16 protein-coding genes are annotated in these 14,132 nt (G+C 73.9%); 9 read left to right on the top strand and 7 right to left on the bottom strand.

Annotated elements, in window-relative coordinates; translation table 11 throughout:
- The first annotated feature begins 12 nt into the window (after window positions 1-12).
- From OHS17_RS19225 to OHS17_RS19260, 8 genes are all read left to right on the top strand, one after another.
- Window positions 13-438, top strand: coding sequence for a phage tail protein (locus tag OHS17_RS19225; protein ID WP_018101390.1), 426 nt, complete (start codon window positions 13-15; stop codon window positions 436-438).
- An 85-nt stretch (window positions 439-523) separates the two neighbouring features.
- Window positions 524-1,213, top strand: coding sequence for a CIS tube protein (locus OHS17_RS19230; RefSeq protein ID WP_330315299.1), 690 nt, complete (start codon window positions 524-526; stop codon window positions 1,211-1,213).
- A complete protein-coding gene (locus OHS17_RS19235) occupies window positions 1,210-2,979 on the top strand; it encodes a VgrG-related protein (protein WP_330313177.1) in 1,770 nt (589 codons plus the stop codon). Before OHS17_RS19230 ends, OHS17_RS19235 begins: the two co-directional genes overlap by 4 nt.
- Window positions 2,980-3,006: 27 nt before the next feature.
- Window positions 3,007-3,321: a PAAR domain-containing protein gene (locus OHS17_RS19240; RefSeq protein WP_330313178.1), complete on the top strand. Its 315-nt coding sequence runs from the start codon at window positions 3,007-3,009 to the stop codon at window positions 3,319-3,321.
- Window positions 3,318-3,725: a GPW/gp25 family protein gene (locus tag OHS17_RS19245; RefSeq protein ID WP_018101386.1), complete on the top strand. Its 408-nt coding sequence runs from the start codon at window positions 3,318-3,320 to the stop codon at window positions 3,723-3,725. Before OHS17_RS19240 ends, OHS17_RS19245 begins: the two co-directional genes overlap by 4 nt.
- Complete coding sequence (locus tag OHS17_RS19250; RefSeq protein ID WP_330313179.1) at window positions 3,725-5,680, top strand: putative baseplate assembly protein; 1,956 nt, start codon at window positions 3,725-3,727, stop codon at window positions 5,678-5,680. Before OHS17_RS19245 ends, OHS17_RS19250 begins: the two co-directional genes overlap by 1 nt.
- 49 nt (window positions 5,681-5,729) lie before the next feature.
- A complete protein-coding gene (locus OHS17_RS19255) occupies window positions 5,730-6,272 on the top strand; it encodes a phage tail protein (RefSeq protein WP_330313180.1) in 543 nt (180 codons plus the stop codon).
- The gene (locus OHS17_RS19260; protein WP_330313181.1) at window positions 6,269-7,402 is read left to right on the top strand and encodes a zinc ribbon domain-containing protein; all 1,134 of its coding nucleotides are present in this window, start codon (window positions 6,269-6,271) and stop codon (window positions 7,400-7,402) included. Before OHS17_RS19255 ends, OHS17_RS19260 begins: the two co-directional genes overlap by 4 nt.
- A 19-nt stretch (window positions 7,403-7,421) precedes the next feature.
- Here the strand turns inward: OHS17_RS19260 and OHS17_RS19265 are convergent, their stop codons facing one another.
- Together OHS17_RS19265 and glsA are read right to left on the bottom strand one after the other, a co-directional pair.
- Complete coding sequence (locus OHS17_RS19265) at window positions 7,422-7,637, bottom strand: hypothetical protein (protein WP_330313182.1); 216 nt, start codon at window positions 7,635-7,637, stop codon at window positions 7,422-7,424.
- 84 nt (window positions 7,638-7,721) lie between these two features.
- Window positions 7,722-8,750: a glutaminase A gene (gene glsA / locus OHS17_RS19270; RefSeq protein ID WP_330313183.1), complete on the bottom strand. Its 1,029-nt coding sequence runs from the start codon at window positions 8,748-8,750 to the stop codon at window positions 7,722-7,724.
- Between the two features lie 65 nt (window positions 8,751-8,815).
- On the opposite strand from glsA, the gene OHS17_RS19275 reads away from it, so the two are divergent.
- The gene (locus OHS17_RS19275; protein WP_330313184.1) at window positions 8,816-9,676 is read left to right on the top strand and encodes a hypothetical protein; all 861 of its coding nucleotides are present in this window, start codon (window positions 8,816-8,818) and stop codon (window positions 9,674-9,676) included.
- 12 nt (window positions 9,677-9,688) lie between these two features.
- On the opposite strand, the gene OHS17_RS19280 is transcribed toward OHS17_RS19275, so the two are convergent.
- The 5 genes from OHS17_RS19280 to pspAB all read right to left on the bottom strand — a co-directional run bounded on the left by OHS17_RS19280 (window position 9,689) and on the right by pspAB (window position 14,126).
- A complete protein-coding gene (locus tag OHS17_RS19280; protein WP_330313185.1) occupies window positions 9,689-10,099 on the bottom strand; it encodes a GNAT family N-acetyltransferase in 411 nt (136 codons plus the stop codon).
- A 70-nt stretch (window positions 10,100-10,169) separates the two neighbouring features.
- The gene (locus OHS17_RS19285) at window positions 10,170-12,599 is read right to left on the bottom strand and encodes a tetratricopeptide repeat protein (protein ID WP_330313186.1); all 2,430 of its coding nucleotides are present in this window, start codon (window positions 12,597-12,599) and stop codon (window positions 10,170-10,172) included.
- Window positions 12,583-12,936 carry a hypothetical protein gene (locus OHS17_RS19290; RefSeq protein WP_330313187.1) on the bottom strand — a complete coding sequence of 118 codons (354 nt, stop codon included), beginning with the start codon at window positions 12,934-12,936 and terminating at the stop codon, window positions 12,583-12,585. The genes OHS17_RS19285 and OHS17_RS19290 overlap by 17 nt, the downstream gene beginning before the upstream one ends.
- Before the next feature lie 59 nt (window positions 12,937-12,995).
- Complete coding sequence (locus OHS17_RS19295; RefSeq protein ID WP_330313188.1) at window positions 12,996-13,433, bottom strand: hypothetical protein; 438 nt, start codon at window positions 13,431-13,433, stop codon at window positions 12,996-12,998.
- Between the two features lie 108 nt (window positions 13,434-13,541).
- The gene (gene pspAB, locus OHS17_RS19300; protein ID WP_330313189.1) at window positions 13,542-14,126 is read right to left on the bottom strand and encodes a PspA-associated protein PspAB; all 585 of its coding nucleotides are present in this window, start codon (window positions 14,124-14,126) and stop codon (window positions 13,542-13,544) included.
- Window positions 14,127-14,132 lie beyond the last annotated feature (6 nt).

A 14,132-nucleotide genomic window follows, 5' to 3' on the forward strand; every position in this document is an offset into this window, starting at 1 on the left:
AGAAAGCAGCAGATGACGGACAACATCTTCGCGACGAGCGTGTTCTTCAAGCTCACCATCGGCGGCAGCGACCTCGGCGCGTTCCACACCTGCTCGGGGCTCGGCGCCGAGGTGGAGATCGAGCAGTACGCCGAGGGCGGCAACAACGGGTACACCTGGCAGCTGCCGGGACGGATCACGTGGACCAACATCACGCTGACCCGCCCCGTCACCGCCGACACCCTCAAGATCGCCCGCTGGCTGAACGAGACGACGCAACGCGTCGAACGCAAGGACGGCGAGATCGTCGCCCTGCGCCCCGACCTCAGCCGGATCGTCAGCTGGCAGGTGCAGGGGATCGTCCCGGTCCGCTGGCAGGGGCCGTCCTTCGACCCGGCCAGCTCACAGGCGGCCGTCGAGACGCTGGAGATCGCGCACGAAGGGCTGGTGCCCTCCTGATGCGCCGCCACCACCACGCACCGGAAGGAGGGAAACCGTGCCAGCCGCAGCCCGCACGAGCCGTGCCCGCGCACAGCTGACCATCATGGAGCCGCCGTCCGACGTCGGCGCGAAGCCGGGCGGGACCCTCGCCCGGCTGACGCTCCAGTTCAACCCGGCGACGCTCTCGCTGCGCAAGTCCACCGAGTGGCGCCGCACGCCGTCCCGCACGGCGGGCGAGTCCGCGCTGCCCGAATTCGTGGGCAGCGGGCCGCGCTCCCTGTCCCTCGACGTGTTTCTCGACGCCACCGCCACGCACGACAACTCCGTGGAGAAGGCGGTCGAGCAGCTGATGACGGCCTGCGTGCCGACGCCCAGCAGCCTGGGCCGGAAGAAGCCGTCGAGCCCGTGGGTGCGCTTCGACTGGGGGACCTCGCGGACGACATCGTTCGACGGCGTACTGTCCAGCCTCTCCGTCTCGTACACGCTCTTCGACGTGGACGGGAAGCCGCTGCGCGCCACCTGCTCGCTGTCCATCGAGGAGGCGAGCGTCGACCCGGCCGGGCAGAACCCCACGTCCGGCTCGCGGGAGGCCCGGCGTACGCACACGGTCGTCGCCGGGGACAGCCTGCCGCTGCTCGCCTGGCGGGAGTACGGCGATGCCACGGCCTGGCGCACGATCGCGGAGGCGAACGGCATCGACGACCCCATGCACCTGCCCCCGGGCAGCGAACTCCTGGTGCCCGCGCTGGAGGACGGCGCGGCCGAGGACGGCGTACCGGAGGCAGCCCGATGACCGGCCCCGCCCGCTCCTTCGCCGCCGATCCCATCGTGGAGGCGCCCGCCGAGCTGCCCCAGGCGTGGGCGGCCCAGCTGGTGAGCTGCGCGGTGGACGAGAACATCGGGCTGCCCGACAGCGCCGTCCTGACCTACCGCGACCCGTACCACACGCTGCTCACCGCCACCGGGATCACGATCGGCACCGAGCTGAAGATCTCCGTGGTCACCGTCCATGAGCGGGCGCGCGAGCGGCTGTTCACGGGCGAGGTGACCGCGCTGGAGCTGGACAGCGACACCACCGGATCGTTCACCGTGGTCCGCGCGTTCTCCAAGGCGCACCGGCTGCGGCGCGGCCGCAAGGTCGTCGCGTACCGGAACATGAAGGCCGCCGACATCGTCCGCAAGGTCGCCGCCGACGCCGGGCTGCGGTGCGGGAAGGTCGAGGCGGCCCCGGTGATGTACAAGCAGCTGACCCAGCCGAACATCTCGGACTGGGACTTCCTCCAGTACCTCGCGGGGGAGTGCGGGGCGCATGTCCGGGTGGACGAGAAGGGCGTGCTCCAGTTCGTGAAGCCGAAGCCCGCCTCCTCGGCGCCGTCCCCGTCCACCTCCGCGTCCAAGCACCCGATGGTCCTGGAGTACGGCCGCAACCTGCTGGCGCTGCGGGCCGTGCTGTCCGCCTCGGACGGGGCGGACAGCGTGGAGGTGCGCGGCTGGGACGTGCAGAACAAGGTCCGGGTCCTGGCCCGCGAGCAGTCGATCCGTTCCGAGACGGTGAGCCCGGGCGCCAACCCGTCCACGCCCGCCGCCCTGTTCGGCAAGAACGCCCGGATGACCGTCGCCGACACCCCGTACCGGACCCAGGCCGAGGCCCGCGCGGTCGCCGGTGCCGTCGCCGGACGCGTCTCCTCCGGCTTCGGCGAGATCGAGGCGGTCGCGGAGGGCAACCCGAAGCTCCGCGCGGGCGAACCGGTCGCCCTCGGCAACGTCGGCCCCGACTTCGCCGGGCGCTACACCGCGACCGCCGCCCACCACACCCTGGACCCGCAGAGCGGCTACCGTACGACCGTCCTGGTCAGCACCGACCCGGACCGCTCGCTGACCGGCCTCACCGGCGGGCCGGGCGCGCCCGTGCCCGGGGCCCGGATGCCGGGCCTGGCGATCGGCATCGTCACCGACATCCGCGAGGGCCGGGGCAAGGAAAGCGGCTCGGTGAAGCTCAAGTTCCCCTGGCTGGACGACCTTTACGTCACGGACTGGGTCCGTACCGTGCAGTGGGGCGGCCAGGGCGGCGGCGGGGTCTTCAGCCCCGAGGTCAACGACGAGGTGCTGGTCGGCTTCGAACAGGGCCTGATCGACAGCCCGTACGTGCTCGGCGGGCTCTACAACGGTCGCGACAAACCGTCCCCGCACGACGTCCCCCTCGTGGACCCGACCAGCGGCAAGCTCAACCGCCGCTCGCTGGTGTCCCGTTCGGGCAACCGCGTCGAACTGCTCGACACCCCGCGCGGCACGTCCGGCGTCCGGCTGGCCACCGGCGACGAGCAGCTGGAGGTCGTGCTGGACGAGCGGCGCGGCGAGATCGCGCTCAAGGTGTACGCGCGCGGCACCCGCCGGGTCCTCAGCTCCCTGTCGCTCGGCCGCACCGGGATCACGCTCGACGCGGGCACCGGGAACGTCGAGGTGAAGGGCGCGTCGGTGACCATCAACGGCAAGACCGGCGTGACCATCGACGGCGGCCTGCTCGCCGTCCTGAAGGCCGCACTCGTCCGCATCAACTGACGCGTTCCACCGAGGAGATCACCAGCCATGCCCCAGGCAGCCCGTACGGGCGACCCCACCGTCCACGGGGGCGTCATCGGCACCCCGCCCCCGGGAGCGGCCGCCGTCGCCACCGTGTGGATCGGCGGCAAGCCCGCCGCCGTCACCGGAAGCCTCCACGTGTGCGTCGTGCCCCCGCACGCCCTGCTGGGCCCGGGGAACGTCATCATGCCGAACCCGGCGGCCGTCGGCGGCGCGGTCCTGATCGGCGGGCTGCCCGCCGCCCGCATGGGCGACACCACGACCTGCGGCGCGAAGATCCTCATGGGCGCGCCCAACGTCCTGATCGGGGGCCCGATATGAGCGAGCACGGGTTCATCGGGCGCGGCTGGGGCTTCCCGCTGCGCGTCGGCGCCACGGGCGGCATCGGCATGGTCGAGCGGGAGCAGGAGATCGAGGAGGCCATCGGCCTGATCCTCGGCACCGCACCCGGCGAACGCCCCATGCGGCCCGAATTCGGCTGCGGCATCCACGAGTACGTCTTCGCCCCCGGCGACGGCGCGACGGCGGGGCGGATCGCCCACGAGGTGCGGACGTCCCTGGAGCGCTGGGAGCCGCGCATCGAGGTCCGGGACGTGGTCGTCGCGTACGACACCGTCGAGGAAGGCACGCTCTACATCGACGTGCACTACACCGTCCGGTCCACCAACGACCTGCGCAACCTCGTCTTCCCCTTCTATACGATCCCCGAGGCGGGAGCCCGCTGATGTCCCTGACCCCGCCCAATCTGGACGACCGCCGCTTCCAGCAGCTCGTGGACGAGGCCAAGCGGTACGTCCAGCAGCGCTCACCCGAGTGGACCGACCACAACGTGTCGGACCCCGGGGTCACGCTGATCGAGACGTTCGCGTACATGGTCGACCAGCTGCTCTACCGGCTGAACCGGGTGCCCGACCGCAACTACTTCGCCTTCCTGGACCTGCTCGGCGTGCAGCTCTTCCCGCCGACGGCCGCCCGCGCCGACGTCGACTTCTGGCTGTCCGCGCCGCAGCCGGACACGGTGCGCCTCCCGGCCGGTACGGAGGTGGCGACCGCGCGCGGCGAGACGGAGGAGGCGGTCGTCTTCTCGACCGACGAGGACCTGGCGATCGTGCCGAGCTCCCTGGTCCGCCTGGTCACGGTCCCGGCGTCCGGCGAGCAGACCGACCGCACGGCGCCACTCGCCGAGGGCCGGGACATCCCCTGCTTCCAGGCCCGGCCCCAGCCCGGCGACGCCCTCCTGTTCGGGCTGCCCACCGCCGTGCCGCGCTGCATCGTCGCCGTCCGCCTGGACAGCCGGGTCGAGGGCGTCGGCGTCGACCCCCGGCAGCCGCCGCTGGTCTGGGAGGCGTGGGACGGGGCCCGCTGGGTGCCGTGCGCGACCGGCGTCGACTCCACCGGCGGGCTCAACAAGCCCGGTGAGATCACGGTGTTCGTGCCCGCCGGGCACACCGCGTCCGTCACCGCGGGCATCCGCGCGGGCTGGCTGCGCTGCCGGGTCACCGAGGCCGCCCCCGGCCAGCCCTTCTACTCCGAGTCCCCGACGATCCGCGAGGCGGAGGTCTTCACCGTCGGCGGCACGGCCGGGGTCGAGCACGCGGAGACCGTGTACGACGTGCCGCTCGGCACCTCCGAGGGGGTCGCGGGCCAGACGTTCGCGGCGCCCCGGACGCCCGTCCTGCTCGACGGGGAACCGCCGCTCGTGGAGGTGTCCTCGGCCGACGGCTGGCAGACCTGGACCCCGGTCGAGCACTTCGGCGCGTCCGGTCCGGGCGACCGGCACGTGCGGATCGACGCCGTCGGGGGCCGGTTCGCCTTCCCGCCCGAGGTGCGCGAGGAGGACGGCACGATACGGGCGTACGGGGCGGTGCCGGAGAAGGGCGCCCACATCCGCCTTCCCCGCTACCGCACGGGCGGCGGCGCCGCCGGGAACGTGGCGCGCGGCGCGATCCGCGTCCTGCGCAGCTCCGTCCCGTACGTCGCCGGGGTCGACAACCGGGAGGCGGCGCGCGGCGGCGTGGACGGCGAGACCGTCGAGAACGCGAAGCTGCGCGCGCCGCAGATCCTGCGCGTCCAGGAGCGGGCCGTCACCGCCGAGGACCACGAGGCCATCGCCCGCGAGGCCGCACCCTCGCTGCGCCGCGTCCGCTGCCTGCCCGCCGCGCCCGGCGAGGGCGGCGCGGTCCGCGTCCTGGTCGTGCCGGACGCGGTCCCCGACGAGGGCGGCCGGCTCCGCTTCGAGCAGCTGATCCCGCCGGACTCGGTGCTCGCCACGGTGGCCGGGCGCCTGGACGAACGGCGTCTCGTCGGCACCCGCCTGGTGGTCGAACCCCCCGCGTACCAGGGCGTCACCGTCGTCGCGGGCCTGGTCGCGGACGAGGGCGAGACGGACCGCGTCCGGACGGCCGCGCTCGACGCGCTCTTCCGCCTCCTCGATCCGCTGCGGGGCGGCGCGGACGGCACGGGGTGGCCGTTCGGCAGGCCCGTGCAGTACGGGGAGGTGTTCGCCGCCCTCCAGAACGTGCCCGGCGTCCGCCTCGTCGAGGAGGTCCGCCTGTTCCCGGCCGATCCCCTGACCGGGAGGCGCGGCGGCGCGGTGGACCGCATCGACGTGGCGCCGAACGCGCTCGTCTTCTCCCACCAGCACCAGATCGCGGTGTCGGCTGCGGGGGAGCGCGCATGACGAGGTCCGCCGCCACCAGGTCCGCCGCCACCGCCACCGAGGAGCGCTCATGACGAGGGCCGCCGTCCCCGGCCTCCCCAGCCGCTACCCGATCGGCGCGCTGCTGCCCGCCCTGTACGCGGACGACGACCTGGCCCAGCGCTTCACGGCGGGCCTGGACACGGTCCTCGCCCCGGTCCTGTCCACGCTCGACAACCTCCCGGCGTACTTCGACCCGGCGCTGGCCCCCGCGGACTTCCTCCCCTGGCTCTCCTCCTGGGTCGGCGCGGGCATCGACCCGGCCTGGCCGGAGGACCGCCGCCGAGCCGCGGTCGCCCGCGCCGTCGAACTCCACCGCCGCCGGGGCACCCGCCAGGGCCTGGCGGACCTCCTGCGCCTGTGCTTCGGCGTGGAGGCGGACATCCAGGACGGCGGCGGCGTCACGTGGTCGTCGGAGCCGGATTCCGCGCTGCCGCCCGCCCCGACGGGCGAACTCCTGATCCGCATCCACACGGACCACCCCCTGGACGAGCCCCGCGTCCTCGCCGTGGCCCGCGCCTCCTGCCCGGCCCACCTGGCCTGCCGGGTCGAGATCACCGGGAGCCCCACATGACCCGCCCCTGCCCGTCCTGCGGCGCCGCGAACGCGGAGGACGAGGACTTCTGCGGAAGCTGCGGTACGTATCTGGGCTGGTCGAGCCGGGCCCGGCCCGGGGCGCCGGCCCCGGAGCCGCCTGCGGCACCGGACACACCGGCCCCGGCCCCCGCGCCGGCCCCGGAGCGGCGCACCGCCCCGATCCCCGCCGCGCCCCCCGCACCCGCCGCGCCCGAACCAGAACCCCGGCCGGCCCCCGCGCCGGTGCCGCAACCGGCCCCCGACCCGGCCCCGGAACCGGAACCCGCGCCCGCCCCCGTACAGCCGGCGCAGCCGAGACCACCGGAGCCGGAACCGGAACCGGCCGAGGAGCCCGTGGGCGCGGTCCTGCCCGGCGTCCCGATCGTCGCCCGGCCCACCGTCAGGACCGCATCGGCGGACGAGGAACCGGATGGCGAGCCGTGCCCCTCGTGCGGGACGAACAACCGCCCGGGCCGTACGTTCTGCCGGAACTGCGCCGAGCCCCTTAAGCCCCGTGACCAGGCGGCTCCGCTGCCCTGGTGGCGGACCCGGTGGCCGTTCAACCGGCGGGTGAGGGCGGGTTCGGGGAGGCTGCTGCGGGGCTGTCTCATCGCCCTCGTGATCGCGGGCCTCCTGGTCGCGGGCTTCCTGCTGGTCCCGGCGGGCCGTTACGTCGTGGAGGACGTCCGCGACAAGCTCGGCGGCACGGGCGAGGTCAGCCCGCTCCACGTCTCCGCGAACGCCTCCGCCCCGGGCCACCCGGCGAAGGCGGCGACGGACGGGGTGACGAACACGTACTGGGGCGCCCCGAAGAAGGGGGACGCGCTGACGGCGGAGTTCGAGGACCCCTTCCGGCTGGTCGGCGTCACGGTCCACACGGGCGTCTCCACGAAGGCGGAGACCTTCCAGAAGGGCGCCCGGCCGACCCGGGCGGACCTGACCATCACGACGAAGGACGGCAAGACCCACGAGAAGACGATGACCCTGGCCGACAAGCCGGGCGAACAGACCCTGCGCATGGGCATCAGCGACGTCGTGAAGGTCCGCTTCACCATCCGCGAGGCCGCGGGCCAGACCAACGGCCACCCGATCGCCCTGGGCGAGATCGAGTACTTCAAGCGGACGTAGGGGGCAACGGACACCCGGCTCAGCGGCGGTGCCGCCCGTCCGGCAACGGCCGGAGCGGATCGGCGCCGCCCTCCAGGAGCGCTTCCGCCACGTACCCGTCGAACGCGGCGACGGCGAGACACAGCACGGGGACGCCGTCGGCGTCCTCCTCCGGGCACGCGCCCGCCCACAGAGCCTCCCGCACCGCATGCGCCCGCCCGGCCCGCACTGCGGCGACCAGTTGTTGTCCCGACACGCCTCGCCCCCGTACTCGTCGTCCGACGGGCAGGTTAATCGGCGGCAAGGGCCGACCGGGAGCGGGAATTCACGAGGGCGGCCGTTACCCGGCCGCCTCGTGAGGCGTGGACGCGAACAGGTCCATGCCCAGCGCCGCGGACAGGAAGTGGGCGACGCGCTGCCCGCGCACGCTGTTGCCCGCCTCGTCCAGGCGGGGGGAGAACACGGCGAGCCCGCCCTTGCCGGGGGTGACGGTGATGATGCCGCCGGAGACGCCGCTCTTGCCGGGCATGCCGACCTCGTACAGCCAGTCGCCGCTGCGTTCGTACAGGCCCGCCGTGGCCAGTGCGGAGAGGGTGTCGCGGCAGACCCCGGCGTCCACGACCTGCTCGCCGGTGAGGGGGCAGACGCCGCCGTTGGCGAGGGTGGCGCCCATGACCGCGAGGTCGCGGGCGGAGACGGTCAGGGAGCACTGGCGGGTGTAGAGGTCGGTGGTCTCGACGGGGTCCCGGGCGAGGGCGCCGTAGCTGTCGAGGAGGCGGGCGATCGACTCGTTGCGCTGGTTGGTGCCCGACTCGGAGGCGTACACCCGCTCGTCCAGGTGCAGTTCGCGGCCCGCGAAGCGGGAGAGGCCGCGCCGGATGAACTCCCAGCGTTCGTCGGTCGACGCGCCCGGCACCAGCGCGTTGGTGGCCAGGGCCCCCGCGTTGACCATGGGGTTCATCGGGCTGCCGTGGTTCAGCTCGACCGCCAGGACCGAATTGAACGGCAGCCCGGTGCTGTTGACGCCGATCCGCTCGCGCACCGTGTCGCGCCCGAGCTCGTGGTTGACGAGCGCGAAGAGGAACGGCTTCGAAACGGACTGGATCGAGAACGGGTGCTCCGCGTCGCCCACGGAGTACACGTTGCCGCTCACGTGGGCGACGGCGATGCCGAAGAGTTCGGGGTCGACCTCGGCGAGCTCCGGGATGTAGTCGGGGACCTGCCCCTCGCGGTCGTCCTGGAACCGCCGCCGTACGCGGTCCAGCGTCGACCGGACCGCTTCGGCCGTCGGCAGCCGCCCGGTCGAGACGGCCGCCCGCGCCGTCCGGGCGTCCGGGACGTCCCCGGTGTTGTGGATGACGCCGGCCATGTCCGTACCTCCTGGTGCCGTCCGTTCCGGGCTTCTGGAACATTTCGGACAGTACACTGGCGCGGGTGCGTCGAGACGAGGAACCGGACCGTCCGGACGGCGGGAGACTGGCCGAGGGCGTGGGCCCGTTCACCACCCGGCTGACCCTGCGGGGGAGCGGCGGGGCCGAGGCCGTGTGGGAGTCCCGCAGGGCCCGCAGACGCGGGTCGCTGACGGTGCGCCGGGCGGACGGCACCGCGCCGGTCGTCCACCGCGCCGACGCCCGGGCGCTCGCCCGGATGCGCACGCTCAACGCCGTCGCCGCGGTGACGTTCACGCTCGGCGGCCTCCTCTTCGCGGCCGGGGCGGCGCTCGCGCTCACCGGCGCGGCGGCGACAGCCGTATCGGCCACGTACTTCGGCGGCGGCCTCTTCTTCAACCTCGGGGGGTACGCGTCCCTCCTCCAGTCCGTCAACGCCCCGCGCCGCCCGCCCGGCGCGTACCGGCTGGAGACGAAGGCATGGCGGTGGTGGAGCTACGAGCCGATGCGCATCGACTGGCTCAGCGCGTTCCTGCTCTTCACCGGCACGCTGGTCTTCGGGCTCAACCTGCTGGACTCGTTCCTCCAGGGCCTCAGCACCCAGCAGGCGGCCCGCCTGGTGTGGGCACCGGACGTGATCGGCTGCGTGCTCTTCCTGATCTCCGGCCAGCTCGCCCTCGCCGAGGTGTGCCACGCCCCCACGGGCGTCCGCCCGCACGACCTCGGCTGGTGGATCGTCACCGTCAACATGGCCGGCTCGGCCCTCTTCATGATCGCGGCCCTGGCGGACCTGGTCACCCCGGGCGCCCACGTCCCGGTGAGCCTGACGATCTCCAACATCGGCACCCTCGCGGGCGCCCTGTGCTTCGCCGCGACGGGGGTGCTCCAGTGGTTCGAGCACCCTTGACCGGACATCCCTCTACGCCGTGTCCGGGCGCAGGCCGATGAGCCCTGCGTCCGTCGGGCGGAAGCCGCACGCGTCGAAGTAGAAGGGGCGCAGGTGCTTCTCGAAGTCGACGTGGAGCCAGTCGCAGCCGGCCGCGCGGGCACCGCGCGCCGCCGTCGCCACGAGTTCGGTGCCGGTGCCGGTGTTGCGCAGGTCCGGGGCGACCATCGTGTCGAGGACGAACGCGTGCACGGCGCCGTCCCAGGCGACGTTGACGAAGCCCACGAGCCGGCCGGCCCGCCGGGCGCAGACCCAGCCCAGGCTGTGCCGGTGCAGCCGCGTCCGCCAGTCGGTGTCCTCCCGGGCGTGCCCGAACGCCTCCGCGTGGAGCGCGTCGACGGCGCCGTTCTCGAAGTCGCCGCGCCACTCGTACGTGATCACCATGGAGCGCAGGCTAGGCCCTGTCTGACCATTCCCGTCGTCCGCCCGGCAGACGGGAATGGTCAGACAGGGCCTAGCGGGCGGCGCCCGGACGGCCCTGCCACTCCGTGAGCAGGGAGCGGACCTTGAGCGTCCTGGGGTGGTCCGGCCCCAGGACGCGCAGTACGTCGGCGAGCAGGACGGTGAGCGCGTGGACGGCGCCCTCCGCGTCTCCGGCCTCGCCCTGCCAGCGGGCCAGGTTCGCCCGGGTGAGGAAGGTGTTGGGGTGGTCGGGGCCCAGAATCTCCAGCCGGTCCTCCAGGAGTCCGGCGAACTCCTCGGCGGCCCTCGCGGCGTCCCCCGTCTCCCCGCGCCACCGCGCGACGTTGTGCCGGCTCGTGAGGGTGTGCGGGTGGTCCGGCCCGAGGACGCGCAGCCGGTCCGCCAGCAGCTCCTCGTACGCGCTCAGCGCCCCGGCGGAGTCTCCCGCCTCGCCCCGCCAGTAGGCCAGGTTCCCCCGGGTGTTGAGGGTGTGGAGGTGATCCGGGCCCAGGACGCGCAGCCGGTCCGCCAGCTGCTCCGCGTAACCGGTGATGGCCCCCTCGACGTCGCCCGTCATCCCGCGCCACCCGGCGGCGTCCCCCCGCGTGATGAGGGTGTCCGGGTGGTCGGGGCCGAGGACCCGCCGTCGGTCCTCCAGCAGTTCGGCGAAGGCATCCGCCGCCCCGGCCGCGTCCCCCGCCTCGCCGCGCTGATAGGCCAGGTTCGCCCGGGCGTTGAGGGTGTCCGGGTGGTCGGGGCCGAGGACGCGCAGCCCGTCCTCCAGGAGCGCGGCGAAGGAGGCGGCGGCCCCGGCGGCGTCCCCCGCCTCGCCCTGCCAGAAGGCCGGGTAGTGGCGGGCGGTGAGGGTGTCCGGGTGGTCGGGGCCCAGGAAGCGTGCGGCGGTGGCGTGGAGATCGCGCCCGTACGCCTGCGCGGCCTCCAGCTGTCCGGACTCGCCCAGGCTTCTCCCGGCGCGGAAGAGCACCGGGTGCACCCCGGGCGAGCGGAGCGGGCCCTCCGCATGGGCGCGAAGAGCCTCCGTGTTGGCCCGCAGGATCTGGGCGCGGGCGCTGTCGCGCTCCACCTCGGGCCAGGCGTCGAGCAGGGCGTCCCCGGCGGTACGGGCCAACTCCTCGTACTCGTCCGGCGGGACGGCCTCACGGGTGGCCCGCTGGACCAGCTGGTGGACGCGCACCGCCTGCCGCTCGGTGTCCGGGGTGTGGTGGATCAGGCTGAGCCGGTGCAGGACCCGGAGGGCGAGGACCGCGTCCACGGGGTCGGCGCCCTCGGGCCGGTGCCCGGCGAGATGGGCGAGGGCGTGCGGGCCGGCGAGGACGTCGCCCGGCACACCGTTGGGGTCGAGCAGGGAGGCGAGCTGCAGCATGGGGCGGGCGAGCCCGACGGGGTCGAGCAGGTCCGCGCGTTCGACGGACAGCGACCAGGCGGCGGACAGGGCGACCTCCTGGTCGTCGGGCAGCGCGCCCGCCCCGGGCATCACCTGGGTCAGCGTCCGCGCCCGGTCCGCGAGCAGGCGGCGGTAGGCGGCGCAGTCGAGGTCCGCGTCGACCAGATACGCGGTCGCCTGGGAGAGCGCGAGGGGCAGGTGCCCCAGGTCGGACGCCAGTGCGGCGAGCCCGTCGGCGGGCTCGTGGCGGTCGTGGGCCGCCAGGGACGCGGTGAGGTGGGCGAGCGCGTCCGCCTCCGTGAAAAGGCCGACCTCGATCCGGCGGCGGCCGTGCCCCACGAGGGCCGCCTCGCGGCGCCGGGTGGTGGCGATGGTCTGCCCGTACGGACTCGCGGGCGGCCACAGGCCGCGCAGATCCGCCGGGTCGGACACGTCGTCCAGGACGACGAGCCACCGGCACGGGGCGGCACCCGCCTTGGGGTGGAGCCACGCCAGGAACGCCCGCGCCGCCTGCTCCGGATCGGCGGCGTCCGCCCGGCACAGCTCGACGCCCGCCTGCGCGTACCCCGCCACCACGGCGGAACGGCTGCGCGCCGAGATCCACACCACCACGTCCAGCCGCCCGTTCAGCCAGGCGGTGTGGGCGTAGTCGGCGGCGAGCTGGGTCTTGCCCACGCCGCCCATGCCGGTGAGCACGGCGGTGCCCCCGCACGCGACCGCCTCCTTCAGCCGGTCCAGCTCGGCCCGGGGCTGGAAGGACAGCGCCCGCGGCGGGACCAGGCCGACCTGGTGCGGCCAGGGGGCCGGATCGCGGGGCCCCTGCTTCACGACCATCGTGAGCGTGTTGACGTTCAGCTCGTGGATGTAGCCCGTGTTGGCCACACCCCCGGCGGGGGCCGTCGCGTCACCGGTCCCGGACACGCTCACGGCACCGGCCGCCGGTCCCTCGGGCGTCCGCACGGGACCCGCGTAGCCGGTCACCGCCTTTCCGCCGCCCCCGGCGGTCGCCGCGCCGGTGTCGGCCGCGGTGACCTCGGGCTGCGGACCGGCCGGGGCCGGCTCACTCGTAGTCGACACCGCTGACCGCCCGGCTGCCCTTGCCGGTGGCCTTCGCCTTGCCGGTGCGCCGTGCCTTCGCCGAACCGTTGCCCCTGCCCTTGGGGCGCTTGACGCCGGTGAGGGCGGTGCCGCCGTTCTCCGCCTCGGCCTCACCGGTGTGCGCGGCGACATCGTCCACCGGCCCCGCGGGGCTCTGGAACAGCGCCCAGACCAAGGCCGCGATGCCGGCGGCGCCCTGCACCGAGGCCCCGACGAGCTGCCCGGAGTCGGGGCTGTCGAGCAGCCAGATCAACGGAGTCGAAACAATTCCGGCCAGCGCCAGGACAATGACCGTGATCTTCCAGGTCCGTGACATCTCCGCCCCTCGAATGCCCCGTGGTTTCCTCGGTTATCCGTGCCGCCCGGATGGGCAGATCACACGTACGCGTGTGCGAATGCGTGGGCGAATGCGGAATCGCTCACCGTTCCGTTGCCGCCCCCGCCCACGCGGAAGCCGCGGCCGTCGAGGGCTTTGACGGGATCGAGCACGTCACGAATGAAATGGCTGATCCAGTCGCGCCGGTCCTGGGTCTCGTACAGGGAGAAGGGCGTGAGGATCGCCAGGCTGCCCCCGGGATGTCCGACGACCCCCCAGAGCACGCGGAACTGCGCCAGGGTGCTCACGATCATGCCGTTCTCCCGGACTTCGTGATCGTCCGAAAGGCGCGGAGCGGCCGCGAAGACCGCCCCCGCCGTACCGGCCGGGTCCCCGGGGCCCTGCACGGTGATGACAAGCCCACTGGTGTCGACCATCCGGTAAAGGGATTCGATGCGCGTGCCGTGCGCGTGAGCGCCGATGGTGAGGCTGAACACAGGTGACCCCCCAATTCTCCGCAGCGCCGCGGAAGTCCGCAGAGCATAGCGCCGACATGGCGCATTTCGGGGGGTTCGGTGCACAACTCAACTTTATGGGGCTTGAGTTCAGACCCCCGGCGCCCCCCACACCGGAAACCACCGGGACAGGTCCTGTTCCACCCGGAGGTCGTCGCCCAGGGCCGCGCGGACCTGCAGTTCCAGCTGGTTGTCGCGTTTCTCGGCGCCGCCCGGGACCGGGGCGAACGGATAGAACGTGCCGCGCTTGTACAGGTACACCAGCGCCAGCGAGCGGTCCTCCCCGTCCCGGAAGGCGACCAGCGAGCACAGCAGCTGGGGGCCGAAGCCGCCGTCCTGGAGCAGGGTGTTGACCGCGTGCAGGTCGTTGACCAGCGCGGCGGTGTCCTCCGGCGGCCGGCGCGCCAGCAGCCAGGTGTAGCCGTACGGGTCGCGGCTGAACTCCACCGGGACGCCGCCGCGCCCCGTGTCCGCGTCGAGCAGTTCGCGTACGTCCTGCTGGACGCGGGCGAAGGCGGAGCCCTCCACGCCCGCGAAGCACACCGAGCCGAGGCCCGTCGGCGTGAAGCCCGTGGCGGCCTGGAGGGTCAGCGCGGCGGACGGGACGGCGAAGAGCTGGTCGAGGTCGGGGCGGACCGGCTTGCTGCGGCCCAGGATCGTGTCGAGCAGGCCCACGGGGAC

The sequence above is a fragment of the Streptomyces sp. NBC_00523 genome (genome assembly GCF_036346615.1).
Taxonomy (GTDB): Bacteria; Actinomycetota; Actinomycetes; order Streptomycetales; family Streptomycetaceae; genus Streptomyces.